Source organism: Huintestinicola butyrica (genome assembly GCF_025567215.1).
GTDB lineage: Bacteria > Bacillota > Clostridia > Oscillospirales > Ruminococcaceae > Huintestinicola > Huintestinicola butyrica.
The window spans coordinates 39,018-57,580 of the sequence record NZ_JAOQKB010000001.1; the positions used below are offsets into that span (position 1 = coordinate 39,018).

The following is an 18,563-nucleotide window of genomic DNA, read 5'->3' on the forward strand; positions in this document are numbered from 1 at the left end:
AGCAAAACTCTGTAAAGAATGAGGGCTGACCAATGGATCAGGTACGTGTTAAGAACGGCAGGCTCAGCAGATCTTACATCGAAAAAATGGTGACAGTTTGCCTTTTTCTGCTGATACCTACTGTTCTTTTGATTGTTTTCACATACATTCCCGCCGCAGAAATGATAAAGTTCAGCTTTGAACAGCGTGATGAATTCGGCGTAAATGTTCAGAACGTGGGACTTAAGAACTATAAAACGGTTTTCAGTACCCCTGAATATTTCGACGCATTCAAGAACAGCATCTACTATCTTGTAGGTTCGTTTATCCAGCTGAGTCTGGCGCTGTTCCTTGCAACTATCCTCTGCTCGAAGATACGTTTCTCCAACTTCTTCAAGGGAGTGCTTTTCTTCCCCTACATGATAAACACCGTTGCGGTCGCTCTTATTTTCCGCAGATTTTTCCAGAAGGGCGACGGCGTAACAAACACCGACGGAACACTCAACTCAATAATCACCCTCTTCGGCGGAGACCCCGTAAAATTTCTCTCCACTGAGGGACTTGTAAACATCTGCCTGGTATTCGTATCCATCTGGCGATACATCGGATTTGACCTTGTAATGTTCATAGGCGCTATCCAGTCCGTATCTCCCGACATATATGAAGCGGCAGAGCTTGACGGTGCAAACCGTTTCCAGGTATTCAGGTACATCATTGCGCCCAGCATCAGACCCATTATCCTGCTGCAAATGATACTGGCTGTAAAGGGTGCCATCAGCGTGTACGAAATACCTTTCATCATCACAGGCGGACGTTTTGGTTCAAGCACCTTCGTTATCCAGACAACAGAGACGGCATTCAAGTTCCACAAGGTCGGGCTTGCCTCGGCGATGGCTGTAGTGTTGTTCCTGATAATCGTGGTGGTAACAATAATCCAGAAGCTTGTTTTCAAGGAGGATAAGTAAATGAGTACAAACGCAGTATCCTCCAAGGAAACATATTCCAGCGGCAAATTTGTTGCAGGACTGTTCAAATTCCTTAAATACGCAGTTCTGGTATTTGCCTGCCTGATAGTCTTTATCCCTCTTATAGTAGTATTCTTAGGCTCGCTCAAAAGCAATACGGAGTTCCTTTCCTCCAATGTATTTGCCCTCCCCACAAAGGTCGAGTGGAATAACTACAAGACAGCTTTTATTGACGGAAAGGTCCTGCTTGGACTTAAAAACACAGCTATCATCATTATGATCTCCTGCACAGGTACTATCATCACAGGTACAATGACAGCATACGTGCTCCAGCGCTTCCATACACTTTTCGGAAAGGTGCTCAAAACCGCATTCCTGCTGGCGACTCTTTTCCCCGCTATCTCCATGCAGGTAACGGTTTACCGCATCATGAACTCCTTCCACCTTGTGGGAACAATGGCTGCACCCATTATCCTTTACATTGGTACAGACATCATCTCAATATACATTTTCATTCAGTTCCTTAACAACATCTCCTATTCGCTGGACGAAAGTGCTATCATTGACGGCGCCAACTACTTCACAGTTTTCTTCAAAATAATTCTTCCCCTTCTTAAACCCGCTATCGCAACAGTGCTCATCATCAAGGTCATCTCGATATACAATGACTTCTACACTCCCCAGCTTTATATGCCCTCCGAAAATCTTTCCGTTGTGTCCACGTCCCTGTACCGCTTCATGGGCCCCTACGGCGCAAAGTGGGAGATAATCTTCGCAGGCATCGTTATCTGCATAATCCCTGCACTTGTGATCTTCCTTGCATTGCAGAAGCAGATATATGCCGGACTTGTAAACGGATCAGTCAAGGAATGACATAATTGCGAAATCCCCTTTGCCGCAGGCAATTTTCCTGCGGCAAAGGGGATTTTTGGGTTATATTGCCACCGCATCATACTAAGCACCAATTAAAAACTATACAAAAAATTGAGCATAATCTTGCGTATATGGATTATGCGATGATTTTTTGTCTATAGTTTTATTGGTGATTAGTATCAGATATCAGGGACAGTGAAGCTTTAGTGAACAGCCTAAAAAAGCAGCCTTGTCAACGCCTTTAGGTGTGGCAGGTAAATGATACTATGCCCGTTAGAAAAGACAGCTGCGCCGACCTTATATTTTTGCCCGCAAATAGGCTCGCCGCTTCACTACGCTATTGACATGAGCCGTTCTAAAGGTTATAATATTTTAAGGTACTGCATTAAATAAGGACATTTTTTCGGCATGGCACAAAGGACGGTATTATATGGAGATATTGGTTTTATTCATACTTATATGGCTCATTTCGCCGCTGATACTGGGAGTGGTCTGCATCTGTCAGGCTTCCGAGCTTAAAAGGCTCAGAAAGCAGCTTTCCGACAGGCAGGAGGGCATTCACAGTGATGTTTCTCATAAGCAGGATATACATGGGCCTGAAAAGCCGGCAGTTCCTCAGGGCGAGGAATCTTCTTTGAATACTTCAAATCATTCAAAGTCGGAAAATGAAAATAAATCCGAAAATACATATGCAAATATGTATGCCGTCCCACAAGCGCCTGTGCATGAAGAAATGGCTCAGCCATATATACCTCACGAAAGCCATGCCGAGACTCCAAAGAACGGCACCAATGCTTCCGTTGTTATAATGGTTCTGGGTGCAATGTTCATCACGCTGGCAGGCTTTGTTTTTGCGGCTGCCGCATGGGGAAATCTGAATAATTTCTTTAAATCGGCGGTGCTTATAAGCTTTTCGGCTGTGTTTTTTGCCATGCACCTTATTGCGGCAAGAAAGCTGAAGCTTGAAGCGGCGGGAAAGGTGTTTTTCGTGCTGGGAAGCGTGCTTCTGCCTGCGGCTGCGGCGGCAGGGGGAATGCTGGGCGTTTTCGGCAGATGGTTCTCATTTTTCGGCGGAGGCTGCGCACTGGTCTTTATGACCATGTTCCTGCTGCTTTCGGGCTGCTTTTTCGTGGGCACACATATTTATAAAAGTACGTCCTTTTCAAGGATAGCATATGCTTCTCTCAGCGCAGCCTTTGTGTCGCTGATGATACAGTTCAGGGAATACGCAGACTTTGCAGCTGTAATTGCAGGCATAGTCCTGCTTGCCATGACCTTGTTTGAGCCGCAGATAAAATGTTCCATGGGCGCGGTGGGTGAGGAATTTCACTTTTTTACCACCGTTTGCACATGGTCTCTTGCGGCTGTTTCGCTTATAATATCTGACGGAAGCCTGTGGTTCTTGCTTCCTGCGGTGCTTATCTCCGCATCTTTCATGGCGGGAGCGGCAAGGTCACGGCAGCCCTCCGCAGGGGTGGTTGCCTTTGGCGTGTATCTGCTGGCAGGCGTGATAAGGGGAATTTCCCCCTCATCGGCGGACGGCTGGATAATATGCGCTTCTGCGGTAATAGCGGCAATTACCGTGCTCTGCATGATGAACTTTTTCAGTGCAGATGTGCGGGCAGTGCTGAGTGGCTTTTCAAGGGTAATATCAACAATCATCATCATCGGTGCGGTGCTTTGTGAGATAATAGGCGGCGGATTTAATGGCTTTGAGCTTACCATGCTCATATCTGCGGCGGTCATGTTTGCGCAGTCCGCCTTTGTGAACGTGAGAAACGGCGGATATGCAAAGGTACAGTCGGCAGTGACATTCGGCTGGCTGGCGTATGAAACAGCTTCATTTGTGCATACATTAACCCCTTACGGAGCGGCTTTCTGCGTTCTCGGCGCACTTATGCTGGCTTATTATGCGTTATCGGAGCTTTCGCCGCTCAAAAAGTATTTTTATGTCAATAACCTTGGTATAGCCGTGTTTGCGGCGGAGCTTATCTGTATGTTTGCCGTGAATATCAGCCGATACAGTGCGGCGGTGATATTTGTCATGTGGCTCATGACAGCGGCTGCGGCGGTCATTGGCGGCAGAAATGGCGGAAAGGCTTCCGTAATGCTTCCAATAGCTTTTCTGGCGCTGGCGTACCCCATATATGCCTATGACCCGTTCAAGGTGCTGGGCGAGTTCAGATATTATGACGCTTACGCTGTAACGGCTGTTATCTACTGCATTGCTGCCTGCGCAGCGGTGCTGATAAAGCCACTCAGGCGGTTTTCAAAGGCATTTTCTCTGGGGATACCCGTGATATGCCTGCTTTATCCCTTTGCGGCGCATAAACCGATAATTGCAGCGGCGGCAGCGGTGACGGTATATGCGGTCATCGGCTGGGCTTATGATGTGAAAAGAAAATATTCGGGCGCCTACGGCTTTTTTGCCCTGTTTATGATATGTGCGCTGGGCTATGAGCTTGGCAGAACAAACGGCGGTACTGCCGCTTATATTGCTGCGGCGGTGCTGATGATACTTATGTTCGGCGTGTATATTTTCCCCAAAAACGGTGAAAGCGCTTTCGGCGAAAGCACTTTCCTTTCTGCCGCTGACAGCTGTGGGGGAAGCTTCCTTGCGGCTGCCATGCCCCTTTATTCGGTGCTGCTGATGTATGAGGGCTGCGAGGGCGACCGCCTGCTTTATCCCTGCGGAGTGCTGTTGATGCTTTTCGGCTGCGGGGCGGCTGTTATGCGGAAAAATTCCGCTTTTGCGGCAATAGATATGCTGGCATGGTACTTCCTCACCTACTCGTATTTCAGCGATATGAACACAAGCTATAGCGAAATGCCGTGGATATATGTTCTCATAGGTGCGGTCATCGCTTCTGTTATCGGCAGGATCGTTTTCAGAAAAAAGCTGTGGAACGGTAAGTCCTTTGACTTCTTTTCCATGACCGCAGCGGTCGAGCTGATAGTTCTTCTGAGCGACGGCGGACAATACGCCGTATGGCTCGGCATAGGAATGGTGGGGCTTATACTGCTGAACCTTGTAAGGAAAGAAAACTCTGCTTCCGTCAATAAGCTTTTCCTTACGCTGGCGGCACTGGTCATAATGCCCTTCTGGTGGACGCAGCCTGTGCTCACTCTTCCCGAGATAATTGTGACAGAGTGGAACATTATTCCTGCGGCGGCGTTTGCAGTGCTTATCAGGCTTATTTACAAGGGCAGCGACGTGGCAGACCTGGTCTCCTTTGCAGATGCGGTGATATGCGTGATCGTGCTGTTCGTCGCTGCGATGAAGTCGGGTTATGCGGCTGACGCAGTGATACTCGGAGCGGCAATAGTGCTGATACTTTTTATCTCCTTTGCACTGCGGCAGAAAAGGTGGTTTGCGCTGGCTGCGGTCTCCGCTGTTGTGGAGGCACTTTTCCTTACGGCAAGGCTGTGGAACAGCAGGACATGGTGGATATATCTTCTGGCGGCAGGCGTTATCCTTACCGCTGCGGGAGTATCGGGCGAGGCGCTCAAGCGAAAGAGCGGCGGAGAAAAGTCAAAGCTTGCGAAAATGATGTCCGAATGGCGCTGGTGATATCATTGCTAAATTATTTGAAAGATGGTCGGTCATATGGATATTGGAATAGATCTTGGCACTGCCAACATTATGATAAGCATCAGGGGCAAGGGCGTGGTTTTCTACGAGCCTGCCGTGGTGGCGTACAATAAAAAGACAGAGGACATTATGGCGGTGGGAACGGAAGCCTATAAGATGATAGGCAAGGCTCCCGATTATATTGCCGTTATCCGCCCTTTGTGCGACGGCGTTATCTCCGACTATGACATGACCGAAACGCTTGTCCGTGAGTGTATCCGCCGTGTTACAGGCAGGCAGATGCTCATGCCACGCATAGTTATGTGTGTGCCCTCACTTATCACCGATGTTGAGAGCAGGGCGGTCATAGAAGCTGCCCGTCAGGCGGGAGCGCAGAAGGTATATCTTATCGAGGAGCCTGTGGCGGCACTTATGGGCGCAGGTGCGGATATCTCGGAAGCAAGGGGACGAATGGTGGTGGATATCGGCGGCGGAACTACCGATATCGCCGTGCTTTCCATGAACGGCATAGTTGCCAAGAACTCCGTAAAGCTTGCAGGCAACAAGATAGACGCTGCCATTATCAAATACGTGCAGAACAAGTACCGTATCCTTATCGGCGAGCGCACGGCGGAAAATGCAAAGATAACGCTGGCAAATGTGTTTTCCCCCGACGGCGGCAGGGAGATGGACGTTAAGGGCAGGAACCTTGTAACAGGGCTTCCCGCAAGGCTGAAGCTCAATGATTATGACATATACAAGGCGATAATCGACATAGCGGACGAGCTTGTGGATGCCATAAAAGGCGTTCTGGAGCAGACTCCTCCCGAGCTTGCGGGAGATATACATTCAGGCGGAATAATCCTTACAGGCGGAGGTGCCTTGATAGGCGGGCTGGACAAGCTCATCGAAAGCGAGACAAAGATACACACATATGCCGCCGATGACCCGCTGAGATGTGTGGCAAGGGGAACGAGTCTTGCCTTTGACCACCTTGACACTCTGCTGGACGGCTTTGAGAAGATATCCCTTTACGGCTACAGCGAGATATGATAATAGGACATCTAAGAACCCGTCTTCACAAGCATATGCGCACGTCTTTTCGGCAAATTTTGCCGCAGACTGCGTTAAAAATCCTTGCCGGGCGAAAGCCCGCCTGCGGATTTTTGCCTACTCTGCAACAAAATTATGCTCGAAAATCCGCACACATTTCTTATGAAGACAGGTTCTAAAAATCACGGGGTAAGAAACGGAGAATCATTATGAATACAGCAATGCTTTTAAAGCCCAAGAGTATGGTGGCTTATATATACGGCGACCTTTCCGCAAAGGAAGGCCTGAAAGAGTTTATCGCTCACGGCTTTACCGCCGTTCCCGTTATCGACAGGGAGGGAATGTACCTGGGAGTAGTCAGCGAACGTGATTTTCTCTACCGTCTGCTGGACGCAGGCAGTGTTGAAGCCGCTGACGCAAACGGTCACACGGTTGCTGACCTGGTAAGCGACACCCGCTTTGAGGCTGTGACCATTGATGCGGATATGGACATTCTCTTCAACAGGATAATCGAGCAGAACTTCGTGCCCGTTATCGACAGCCGAGGAATGTTTTCGGGCATCGTTACCCGAAAGGACGTGCTCATGCACATGAAGCACAGGCTGACAGACGGCATAAACGGCGCAAAATAACTCAGCCATTGTCCCTCAGCGAAAGGATATGATATTTTGAACTACATTTTTCTTGACATGGAGTGGAACCAGCCCAACGGCAAGGCAAATACCGTAATGAGCACCGTGCCTCTCCACGGCGAGATAATACGCATAGGAGCCGTAAAATCAGCTGACGGAACAACGCTTAGCGATAAGTTCTATTCCTGCGTTATACCACGGTATTACAAGAAGATGAACTACGCTGTTGGCAGGGTGACAGGGCTGGGAACAGCCGCTATGACCTACGGCGTAAAGTTCACGCTGGCATATGAGCAGTTTCTTGAATGGTGCGGTGAGGACTGCATAATCCTCACATGGGGCGGCGAGGACGAAAAAATTCTTGAAGCCAATCTTGCAGTCCACGGCATGGATATGAAAGCGCACCCTAAGTTCTGCGACCTCCAGATCATATTTGCCCGCAGGATACTCTGCGACGGCAGGCAGCACAGCTTACAGTCGGCGGTGGAGCATTACGGCATTGAAATGAACCTCAGGGCGCACGATGCCCTGAACGACGCATATTATGCCGCCTGCGTGGGGCTGAAAATGGGCTTTGCCGACTATCTTACCCAGTATGACGACATGATTGCCGAAGCGGAAAGAATAAGGAGCGAGAAGTATTTCCGCACCTATCAGAATATCCGCAGCGCCTCAGAAGCCATGTACGGCAGGCGCATAAGGACCTGCCGCTGCCCTGTTTGCAGGCGGCTGATGAAAACAGGCAAATGGATACGCACGGCGCAGAATATAGCCATAAACTGCGCAGAATGCAGCGAGCACGGCGAATATTCCGCAAGGATAAAGGTCACACCATGTCCCGACGGCAGCTTTTCCGCCACAAGGCGCTTTGTGCGGCTTACCGCAGAATTCAGGGAAAGCTATGAAAAAGCTCTGGCTGAAAATGTGTCTGATATCAGCTCTGAAAATTAAGGAAATTTAACTTGAAAAAATCGGGCATATATGTTATAATATGATGCAATTTGTTTTAGAAGTGTTTTTTATAATAATAACGCAATGATACAAGGCTGTTTTTAGCCGCATTCCTTTGCGGGAGAACGGCAAAACTGAACATGAAACGGGGTTAATTATGTTTAAAAAGCTGAAAAACACATTCAAGGAGAGCTTTATCAAGAGAATAATCGCCTTGATATTCGTTTTTAATGTTATATTCATAGTGCTGTTTGCCTGTATGACCTCTATCATCACTAGGAGCAATATCAACACCGATGTTACCCGTGAGATAATGAACTCGTCGGACGCAGCGGCAAACAAGTTCAACGATTTCATAACGGCTGCCAATATGCCGCTGGAGATAATGGCAAGGGACAATGAGATAGGCAGATACCTTGCTTCCCCCGATGAAAGCGGCGAAAAGTATGCGGTGGATTCCATAAACGGCATTTTTGCAGCGTCAAGCGGCTCAAAGGTAATATGGTGCGTTTCCGCAAATGACGGCTCTGCCGTTTCAAGCTCTGGAGTAAGGACAAAGATAAATACCGAGGATTACGGCTGGTTCTCAAATGCGGCAAGCGCTGTTTCACAGAATTCGTACTTATATACCATTTCCGATGAAAACGGAAGCTTCCTTTCAGAGGATTCCCAGATACTTATTGTAAAGCCCGTAAACTTCAACGGTGAGTTCGCAGGCTGCGTGGGAGCGGAGATATCTTCCGCTGACCTTGCAGCAGAGCTCAAAAACAGCCTTTTCTTTGACGGTGCATATGCTGTTGTGCTGGACAGCGATAACAATATCGTTTGTATGCCCCAGGATATCAACGGCTTCCTTTCCATTTCCCCCGACAGGAGCATTGATTTCAAGAGCCTTATAACCAACAACGAAAGCGGCTCGCTCATGGGCTTCAGAAGCGGCAACACCACAAGCTACGTTCTCAGCAGAACCGTCCTCATGGGCTGGCGCACGGTCATCGTCTTTGACGGTCATGTGGCTGACGGCAATTTCAGCAAGATGTATCTCCAGCAGATAATCATTCTTGCCTGCCTTTTCGTGATAGAGCTTATCGCAACGCTGAACGTTATCCGCCACGAGGCAAAGGATATCCCCGAGATATCCAGCTCCATTGCCGAGATATCCGCAGGAAACTACAATTTCAGGATAAATTCCAAGTCGGAAAATGAGATAGGTCTTATTGCAAAGTCTGTTGATAATCTGGCGCAGACATTGCAGGACAAGAACGCTGTTATCGACGATTACACAAACCTTGACCCCACCACAGGCCTCCAGAACAGATACAAGATGTACGAGTATATCGAGGATCTGGCAGTGAGCAGGGACGAGTCCCGAAAGCGCTTTGCACTTCTTTTCATTGATATCGACAACTTCAAGTGGATCACCGAGACCCTTGGCCACAGGCAGGGCGATGAGTTCCTGAAAATATTCGGTCAGAGGCTCAGGACTGTTGTGAACAGGGTGTTCAGATTCAGCGGCGACGAGTTTGTTATCCTTACTGAATTCAACGACGATTACGGCATTATCGACGAACTGGTGGCTAACCTGAGATATGCTTTCAGGGAGCCTATCGAGATACTCAACGACAAGATGTATGCGCAGTTCTCAGTAGGTATCTCCGTTTATCCCGATGATGATACCAACGCAGATATGCTCCTGCGTGACGCTGATATCGCTATGAGCCGTGCCAAGGAGAGAGGAAAGGGCAGAACTGCTTATTACAATGCTTCCCTCCACCAGAAGGTGCTCAGCAAAGCAACTATCGCACAGAAGCTCAACAGCGCTCTGGCAAATAACGAGATGTTCCTTAACTTCCAGCCCATCATTTCCGTTCAGAACGGCGATATCCACGGCTTTGAGGTGCTTATCCGCTGGGAATCCGAGGAGCTGGGCTTCGTTCCTCCCTTTACTTTTGTACAGGTGGCTGAGGAAACAGGCGCTATCGTTGAGATAGGCACATGGATATTCGAGACCGCCTGCCGATATCTCAAGAAAATGAACGAGTACAACAAGGACATTATCATGTCCATAAACGTGTCCGCAGTTCAGCTCAAAAAGAGCGACTTCCTGGACAAGGTGGCAAGAACCATTGATGTGTTCGGCATCAATCCCGCAAATATCCAGGTAGAGCTTACCGAGACCTGTCTGGTTGATTTCATGGACGGCAACGACAAGGTGATCCAGAAGATCGCAGATATGGGCATTGCCATTGCACTTGATGATTTTGGAACAGGCTATTCTTCCTTCGGATATCTTAAAGATATGCCAATCAAGTGCCTGAAGGTCGATAAGTCCTTTGTTGATGAGATATGCAGCAAGCACAAGGATTATCAGATAACAGGCTCTATCATCGACATGGTAAAGCACCTTGGAATTGCAACTGTTGTAGAGGGCGTTGAGACTATCGAGCAGTACAATATCCTCAGCGAGATGAAGTGCGACTACATTCAGGGCTTCCTTATGAGCAAGCCACTTAATGCGGAGGACGCACTGGAGTTTGTAAAGCAGTACGATGAGCTTCACAAGCCCAGCAGGCAGTCACTGGAAGAAAACTCCAACAAGCTTGCGGCAGAGCGCATGGAACGTGAAAAGGGAAATGCCGACAGCTCCGCAAATGTATAAATTATGGAAAGCGTTCTCTTGAAAAAGGGGGCGCTTTTCTGTTTACAAATTAACACCAAATTATTACAAAACGCCTCGGACAGTTGAAATTCACACGAATATATGGTATTATATAGGTACAGGATAAACACACTATGATTCGTGACGAAAGGATGGTTATTATGAAATATACTTATAAGATCACCGCTTCACTGCTTGCAGCTCTTATGATGGCAGGAACCGCCGTTGCTGTTCCCGCTGCTGATTTCGGCTTCGGCACTTCGGTAAGCGCTGCATATAATACCTACGCTTATGCCACAAACATCAGCTACAAGCTCTACAACAGCTGCGTAAAGGCTACATGGAAGGCTGTTACACCCTGCACATACTATCTCATTCAGGTGTGCGATGAAAATGCCAACATAATCTCTACCAGCTACGCAAACGCAAGCGAAACTTCTATCGTAATTCCCTACACTCAGCTTCCTCTTAATGCCGATGTAAACGGCAGACTGCTTGATACCCGATACACTCTCAGCGTTATCGGAATTTACGGCAACGACATCAACGAAGGCAACCTGGTTCCCTTTGTGGATTCCACAGCAATGTTCACCGTAAAGCCTGATATGAGCAGCTACGAAGCATACGGCAAGCCCGAAAATCTTACCGCTTCCTGCACTAATTCCTCTATCACCCTTACGTGGACAAATCCCGTGGCTTCCTCCAACAAGGCTTATGTGGATACCTTCCGTGTAAGACTTACCGACAGCAGAGGAAACGTTGTGGCTCTCTCCGATACCACAAAGAACACTATAACTATCAACAAGCTGCTTTACAACAACACCTACACAGCTACCGTTACCAACACTACCTACTCGGCAGCAGCTTCCATAACCGTTAATGTAAAGGCTGCCGCAAATGCTGCCAATAACAATGACTCCAACTACGAAACCATGAAGCCTGCAAACAAGCCCAACAAGCCAAGCTCAAAGCCATCTACCTCCACTTCCACCGACACCATTGCTTCTCAGGCAAAGCTTGCTGCGCCCAAGAACGTAAAGGCAAAGTCCGGAACCAACAAGATAATCCTTTCATGGAGCAAGGTCAAGGGTGCTGACGGCTACAGGATCTATATGTACGATGAAGTCAAGGGCAAGTATGTCCGTTACAAGACCGTTAAAGGCACAAAGTGCACCGTAACAGGCATCATCGGCGACAAGGACTACAAGTTCCGTGTTGCAGCAGTTGTCTATAACTCTTCCACAAGAAAGTATGACGCCGGCAAGGCAAGCTCTCCTGTTACCGCAAGATGCGCAAGCCAGGAAAAGGCGCCTACCATAAGATAACAAAATATCCGATAAATAATTCAGGGCTGTCGCAGAAATGCGGCAGCCCCGTTTTGTTAAGATATCATCAAAAAAATCTGTTTGCTTTGTTCTTTTCATGGTAGTAAAACATAAAGCGGAATTTATTATGGAGAGATCATGCCAAATGATAGAAACAAACGGAAAAAAGCTTTTCAGAGGTGAAGCTGCGCTGGCTCTTGCTGTGCTGATAAACAGCTTCGGCGTGGTGCTTATGCTGTATTCGGGAGCAGGCATACTGAGCCTTATGATAATGCGAAAGAAGTTCGTCACCTCGTATCTGTTCAGCTTTGCGGTGGGCTTTGTGTTCAGCGAGCTGCTGGACGTTCATGAGCTGTGGATAAACGTTCTGCCATCTTCTCTTGCGTGGAGAATAGTATATTTCATAATAAGCTACGTGCTTATCTGCATAGGAATAGCGCTGTCAAACCGCTGTCAGCTGCCCATTGTCCCTACGGACCTGTTCCCCCGAGAGCTGGCGGATATAACAAAAATAGCCTATCCCAAAATAAAGATAGGCTTTGATGTTACCCGCCTTGCCGTCACCGCAGGACTTACATTTTTCTGCCTCGGCCGCATTGACGGACTGGGAATAGGTACTATTCTTGGCATAGCAGGGGATATTATCAACAAGCAGTTTTATTTCAAAAGCTTTATGTCAAAAAAGCAGCAAGCTTAACGGCGGCTGTGATGAATGCGAGAGATGTAAGCTCGCATATCTGCAAAAACCAGCCTTCAAGGTCGCCTGTGATGCCGCCGAAGCGCTTGTATGAAAAGCTGCGGTAATATGCAAAAGACAGTATCCCACCCACAGCGGCGGATATTCCCACGGCAGGGGAGGCAAGCACCATCAAAACGGCGGACAACACAGCCGTGCATGAAAGCACGGTAACAGTTATCTTTTTATGGGCAGGCAGGGAGAAATCCTGGAGCGTGCCCGTTTTTTTTGCGCATTTAAGGTTCACTGCCGCAAGCCCGCTGAAAGAGCGTGAGAGCACGAAAACCGGCGCTGCGCACAGCATGGCAGAGGTGTTCCTAAGCTCCGCAAAAAGTGCCGTCTGGATAAGCAGATATATTGCCAGATCTATCACCGCAAAGGCTCCCACACGGGAGTCTTTCATTATTTCAAGAGCTTTTTCCTTTTCGGCGCAGGAAGCCTTTGCGTCGCTTACGTCGCAGAAGCCGTCCAGATGAATGCCGCCTGTGATGGCTATGGGTATGACCGTGCAGCCGGCTGCAAAAAGCATATCGCCTGCTCCAAGCACGTTACAAAGCCATTGCCAGCCCAGCATTACCGCCCCGATGACCGCACCTATCAGCGGAAAAAAGCACAAAGCATACCGCCTGTTTTCCTCTTTCCACTCAATGGGCGGCATGGGGATACGTGAGTACATGGCAAATGCCGATATAAGCGATCTCATTTTGCAGCTCCTTTCAGATACACAGGCACGCCGTAAACAGCCTCGATAACAACGTCTGCCGCCTGTGCTATTGCGGCATTCAGCAGACCCATTTGCCTGATGTATTCCATGGTCTCATCAGGGTACCCGATGCCGTCATCGCCCACCTGATTTGTAACGATTATAAAGCGGTCGGCACGACCTGAAAGCTTTGATATTCCTGTTATTATCTTCTGCGCAGGGGATCTCTCGCCCTTTGAGAACATCTCGTTTGCCATAAGATTGCAGGCACATTCAAGAAGCACGGCACAGCCGTCTGGCAGGTCTATATCCTGAATGTCCGTGTATTTTTCCACAGTCTCAAAGCCCTTGCCGCTCCGCATTATGCGGTGTCGGCTGATGGCAGTGTGAGCTTCCTCGCCGAAAGGCTCCATTGTGGCTATGTATATCTTTCTGCCGCAGAAGTCGGAAAGAATATCCTCGGCAATGGAGGATTTTCCGCATTTGCAGCCGCCTGTTATAAGTGTAAGCATTACAGCTCCTTGTACTGCTCTATTGAGAGCGCTTCAAAAAGATGAGATGAGTTATATACCGCCATGGCAGCGTCAATAAGGGGGAGCAGCAGAACACCGCCTGTGCCCTCACCCAGATGAAGCCCTGCACATATAGGTGCTTTAAGCCCGATATATTCCAGAAGCATTGCCGCTGCAGGCTCGGAGGAGGTGTGGGAGCAGAGCATATATTCCCGTGACAGCTTGTTGAATTTTATTGCCAGAGCTGCAGCAGCGGCGGATATCATTCCGTCCGCAACGATGGGAACATGATAATATGCGCCCCCAAGGAAAAGACCCGTCATTGCGCCAATGTCATAGCCCCCAATCTTTGAAAGGATATCAAGGGCATTGTCAGGGTCAGGACGGTTTATATCCAAAGCACGCTTTACGGTGGATATTTTCCGTTCAAGCCCCTTGCTGTCAAGACCTGCGCCCTTTCCCGTAACGACCTCGGGCAGGGCGTTTGTTATCACTGAGGTGACGGCGGCGGCGGGGGTGGTGTTTCCTATGCCCATTTCGCCCGTGACTATTATTTTGTAGCCCTTTTCTTTAAGGTCACGCACTGCGTCCATTCCCACGGAAAGAGCTGCCTGCGCCTGAGAATAAGTCATTGCGGCGCCCTTTGCAATGTTTTCCGAGCCGTATGATATCTTGCGGCGGATAAGCCCATTAGCTTCCACATCACGGTTCATGCCCACGTCATAGGCGAACACATCTGCATTGCATGAGCGGGCCATAAGATTTATGTTGGAGCTGCCCTCTGCAACGGACTTTGCAACTATGGCAGTAACGCTGCTGTCGCTCTGGGTCACGCCCTCCTCAACAACACCGTGGTCGGCGCACATCACCGCTACGCAGCGCTTGTCGAGAGAAAAGCTTTCGCTGCCTGTTATGCCCGCAATTTTTATGATGATATCCTCCAGCTGACCCAGACTGTGCAGGGGCTTTGCAACGCTGTTCCATTTATCCTGCGCACGCTTCATCGCTGCGCTGTCAGGCGGAGTTATGGCTTTTATCCTTTCCATAGGGAGATCCTTTCGAGGTTTGATATACAGGGGTGTACGGGAAGCATATGTGCTTATAAAAAATCCGCAGGTACGGACAAAGTATCAAAGTTTGTCTGCATAGAATTAAGGGCTGTCACAGTATGATACTGCAGCAGCCCGTTTTGATTATCAGAAAAGTCCGCTTATCTTTCCGTTGTTGTCGCAGTCGATCTTCATTGCGGCGGGTGCCTTGGGCAGACCGGGCATTATCATGATATCGCCTGTGAGAGCGACTACAAAGCCTGCGCCTGCGGAAAGCTTCACATCTCTTACGGTAATGGTGAAGTTCTCGGGCTTGCCAAGCTTTGTGGGGTCATCGGAAAGGCTGTACTGTGTCTTTGCCACGCAGATAGGAGTATCGGTGAAGCCCAGGCGCTCTATTTCGGCGATAGCCTTGTTTGCCTGAGTGGTGTAGTTTACGCCGTCGGCACGGTAAATTTCCTTTGCGATAATTTCTATCTTTTCCCTGATAGGAAGCTTTTCATCATAAAGGTACCTGAAATCAGCCTTGTTGTTTTCAATGGTGCGGCAAACCTTTTCGGCAAGGTCTGTTCCGCCCTCGCCGCCCTTTGCGAATATCTCTGCAAGGGAGACTTCAACGCCCAGCTCATGGCAGAACTTTTCAACTACCGCAATTTCAGCGTCGGTGTCGGTTCCGAAGCGGTTGATAGCAACGACAACGGGGATACCGAACTTCTTCATATTTTCAATGTGAGTGAGCAGGTTAACGATGCCCTTTTCAAGAGCTTCAACATTTTCCTCTGCAAGCTCTGCCTTAGGCACGCCGCCGTTGTACTTGAGGGCACGGATAGTTGCAACGATAACAGCGCAGTCGGGGGAGATACCGCCGAAACGGCACTTGATGTCGCAGAACTTTTCAGCGCCAAGGTCAGCGCCGAAGCCTGCCTCGGTGATGCAGTAATCGCCAAGCTTAAGAGCAAGCTTTGTTGCTCTTACGGAGTTGCAGCCGTGGGCAATGTTTGCGAAAGGACCGCCGTGCATAAGTACGGGGTTATTTTCAAGGGTCTGAACCATATTGGGCTTGAGAGCGTCCTTTAACAGAGCGGTCATAGAGCCCTCAGCGCCGATATCCCTTGCATAAACAGGCTCGCCGCTGTAGTTATAGGCAACGAGAATGCTGCCCAGTCTCTTTTTAAGGTCTGCAAGGTCGGTAGCAAGGCAGAGAATAGCCATTACTTCGCTGGCAACGGTAATTCTGAAGCTGTCCTGACGGGGAATGCCGTTTACCTTGCCGCCCAGACCTACGATGATGTTTCTGAGGGCACGGTCGTTCATATCCATGCAGCGGTCGATCATTATTCTGCGCTGGTCGATGCCCAGAGCGTTGCCCTGCTGCATATGGTTATCGAGCAGTGCGCAGAGAAGATTGTTTGCAGATGTGATGGCGTGCATATCGCCTGTGAAGTGCAGGTTGATGTCCTCCATAGGGACTACCTGGGCATATCCGCCGCCTGCTGCGCCGCCCTTGATGCCGAACACGGGACCGAGAGAGGGCTCACGGAGAGCGAGTACAGCCTTTTTGCCTATCTTTGCCATTGCCTCGGTAAGACCTACGGAAATGGTGGTCTTGCCCTCGCCTGCGGGGGTGGGGTTGATGGCGGTAACGAGTATCAGCTTGCCGTCGGGCTTATTTGCAGTCTCAGCAAAAAGCTTTTCGGAAAGCTTTGCCTTGTAATGACCGTAAGGCTCTATATCGTCCTCAGAAATACCGAGTGAAGCCGCTACCTCGGTAATTTTTTTCATATTCGCCTGCTGTGCTATCTCAATATCAGAAAGCATGGTGTATCCTCCCTATATCATTCTTGGGTTTTCCAAATATACCGATAACTCCAAATCGGTATGACTCATATAAAATAGTATATCATAATAATTCGCTTTTGGAAACCGTAATTGATAAATAATATTTGAATTTCCTGTTTTTCTATTGCTGTGACCATAATAAACGTTTGAGAATTTGGTGATTTTGTGCAGTATGCAGAAAATTTTTTGTTCAAAATACTGACCAAAATTGTCATTGTATTTTGCAAAACAAAGCATTATAATATAAAAATTGCCGAGAAGATATCGGCTCTATAATGAAAGGACGTGCTTATATGGCTTCTGTTACTCGTGACCTTACAGAGGGCAAACCTATGAAGCTTATCTTAAGCTTTGGAATACCTCTGCTGTTCGGTTTTCTCTTCCAGCAGTTTTACAATGTGGCTGACACCGCAATAGTCGGCAGATTTCTGGGTGGTGACGCTCTTGCCGCCGTGGGAAGCACCGGTTCGGTGAATTTCCTTGTCATAGGCTTTGTAATGGGCATATGCAACGGCTTCGGAATACCCGTTTCCCAGATGTTCGGCGCAGGGGACTACAAGCAGCTGAGAAAATATGTTTCAGGCTCGCTTTGGCTTTGCATAATCTTCGGTGCTGTCATTACCGCAGCAACTGTCATCTTCTGCACACAGATACTTGAAATGACCAGTACCCCCGAGGATATCTTTGAGCGTGCATACATTTATATCCTGACTATATTTGCAGGCATTCCCGCATATTTTCTTTACAATATGACCGCCGCAATTCTCCGTTCCCTGGGCGACAGCCGCACACCTGTTGTATGGCTGGTTATCGCCTCCATAATCAACATCATTCTCGATATCGTGTTCATCGTTGCATTTAAGTGGGACGTTTTCGGCGCTGCCATTGCAACAGTCATCGCACAGTTTGTGTCGGGCTTCGGCTGCCTTTTCAAGGTCTGCAGAGACTTCCCCGTGCTGAAAATGGATAAGGACGACTGGAAGCCCTCGGGCAAAAACATAGGAATGCTCCTTGCAATGGGACTTCCCATGGGTCTCCAGTATTCCATCACTGCCATCGGAAGCGTTGTGCTCCAGACAGCCGTAAATCAGCTGGGAACCATGTACGTTACCGCAGTTACCGCCGCAAACAAGCTCTCCATGTTCTTCTGCTGCCCCTTTGACGCAATGGGAAGCACCATGGCTACATATGCGGGTCAGAACGTGGGCGCAAGAAAGTGGGACAGGCTCAACAAGGGCATGGGCTCATGCGTTCTGCTGGGACTTATCTACTCAGTGGCAAGCTTCCTGTTCCTGCTGCTCACAGGCGATTATCTGGCAATGATATTCCTTGATGAAAAGAGCGCACACCTTATCCCGCTGGTAAAGCAGTTCCTGCTCATACTGGCATCGTTCTATTTCCCTCTTGCGCTGGTAAATATCGTCCGCTTCACCATTCAGGGAATGGGATTTTCTCCCACAGCCACCTTTGCAGGCGTGCTTGAAATGGTTGGAAGAGGAACCATTGCATATTTTGTTGGCATTTTCGGATTTGACGCAGCCTGCTTTGCATCTCCCGCAGCGTGGATACTGGCTGACAGCTTCCTTATCCCCGCATATTTTCTCTGCCGCAGGCGGCTCCTTAAAAAGTACGGAGCGGAAACGCCACAGGTTCAACAGGCATAACAACACCCCGTATCTGATTCGGATACGGGGTGTTTTATTTTCATGTCGCCCT

General features: G+C 48.7%; 14 protein-coding genes. 10 read left to right on the forward strand and 4 right to left on the reverse strand.

Translation table 11 applies throughout. The features are described from left to right. The first annotated feature begins 32 nt into the window (after positions 1-32). The 9 genes from OCV68_RS00175 to OCV68_RS00215 all read left to right on the forward strand — a co-directional run bounded on the left by OCV68_RS00175 (position 33) and on the right by OCV68_RS00215 (position 12,705). Complete coding sequence (locus OCV68_RS00175; protein WP_022475558.1) at positions 33-944, forward strand: carbohydrate ABC transporter permease; 912 nt, start codon at positions 33-35, stop codon at positions 942-944. Then, positions 945-1,817, forward strand: coding sequence for a carbohydrate ABC transporter permease (locus tag OCV68_RS00180; protein ID WP_262570016.1), 873 nt, complete (start codon positions 945-947; stop codon positions 1,815-1,817). 430 nt (positions 1,818-2,247) lie between these two features. Beyond that, on the forward strand, positions 2,248-5,388 hold the full coding sequence (locus tag OCV68_RS00185) for a hypothetical protein (protein ID WP_262570018.1): 3,141 nt from the start codon (positions 2,248-2,250) through the stop codon (positions 5,386-5,388). 36 nt (positions 5,389-5,424) lie between these two features. Beyond that, positions 5,425-6,441: a rod shape-determining protein gene (mreB, locus tag OCV68_RS00190; protein ID WP_262570019.1), complete on the forward strand. Its 1,017-nt coding sequence runs from the start codon at positions 5,425-5,427 to the stop codon at positions 6,439-6,441. Positions 6,442-6,650: 209 nt separating this feature from the next. After that, the gene (locus tag OCV68_RS00195) at positions 6,651-7,073 is read left to right on the forward strand and encodes a CBS domain-containing protein (protein WP_022475563.1); all 423 of its coding nucleotides are present in this window, start codon (positions 6,651-6,653) and stop codon (positions 7,071-7,073) included. A 36-nt stretch (positions 7,074-7,109) separates the two neighbouring features. Beyond that, a complete protein-coding gene (locus OCV68_RS00200; protein WP_262570020.1) occupies positions 7,110-8,024 on the forward strand; it encodes a 3'-5' exonuclease in 915 nt (304 codons plus the stop codon). A 157-nt stretch (positions 8,025-8,181) separates the two neighbouring features. Next, a complete protein-coding gene (locus OCV68_RS00205; protein WP_262570022.1) occupies positions 8,182-10,683 on the forward strand; it encodes a bifunctional diguanylate cyclase/phosphodiesterase in 2,502 nt (833 codons plus the stop codon). 161 nt (positions 10,684-10,844) lie between these two features. Then, complete coding sequence (locus tag OCV68_RS00210; protein WP_262570024.1) at positions 10,845-12,008, forward strand: fibronectin type III domain-containing protein; 1,164 nt, start codon at positions 10,845-10,847, stop codon at positions 12,006-12,008. A 145-nt stretch (positions 12,009-12,153) separates the two neighbouring features. Further along, positions 12,154-12,705 (forward strand): DUF6198 family protein, encoded by a 552-nt coding sequence (locus OCV68_RS00215; protein WP_262570025.1) that lies wholly within the window; start codon positions 12,154-12,156, stop codon positions 12,703-12,705. Here the strand turns inward: OCV68_RS00215 and OCV68_RS00220 are convergent. The 4 genes from OCV68_RS00220 to OCV68_RS00235 form a co-directional block, all read right to left on the reverse strand. Next, positions 12,680-13,447, reverse strand: coding sequence for an adenosylcobinamide-GDP ribazoletransferase (locus tag OCV68_RS00220; RefSeq protein WP_262570027.1), 768 nt, complete (start codon positions 13,445-13,447; stop codon positions 12,680-12,682). The genes OCV68_RS00215 and OCV68_RS00220 overlap by 26 nt on opposite strands. Further along, entirely contained in the window at positions 13,444-13,959 is a 516-nt protein-coding gene (locus tag OCV68_RS00225; protein ID WP_262570030.1) for a bifunctional adenosylcobinamide kinase/adenosylcobinamide-phosphate guanylyltransferase, read from the reverse strand. The genes OCV68_RS00220 and OCV68_RS00225 overlap by 4 nt, the downstream gene beginning before the upstream one ends. After that, entirely contained in the window at positions 13,959-15,005 is a 1,047-nt protein-coding gene (gene cobT / locus OCV68_RS00230) for a nicotinate-nucleotide--dimethylbenzimidazole phosphoribosyltransferase (RefSeq protein ID WP_022475570.1), read from the reverse strand. Before cobT ends, OCV68_RS00225 begins: the two co-directional genes overlap by 1 nt. Positions 15,006-15,155: 150 nt before the next feature. Continuing rightward, complete coding sequence (locus OCV68_RS00235; RefSeq protein WP_262570032.1) at positions 15,156-16,826, reverse strand: formate--tetrahydrofolate ligase; 1,671 nt, start codon at positions 16,824-16,826, stop codon at positions 15,156-15,158. 314 nt (positions 16,827-17,140) lie between these two features. Here OCV68_RS00235 and OCV68_RS00240 point away from each other — a divergent pair, with 314 nt between their 5' ends. Beyond that, positions 17,141-18,511: an MATE family efflux transporter gene (locus OCV68_RS00240; RefSeq protein ID WP_147622441.1), complete on the forward strand. Its 1,371-nt coding sequence runs from the start codon at positions 17,141-17,143 to the stop codon at positions 18,509-18,511. Positions 18,512-18,563: the final 52 nt, after the last annotated feature.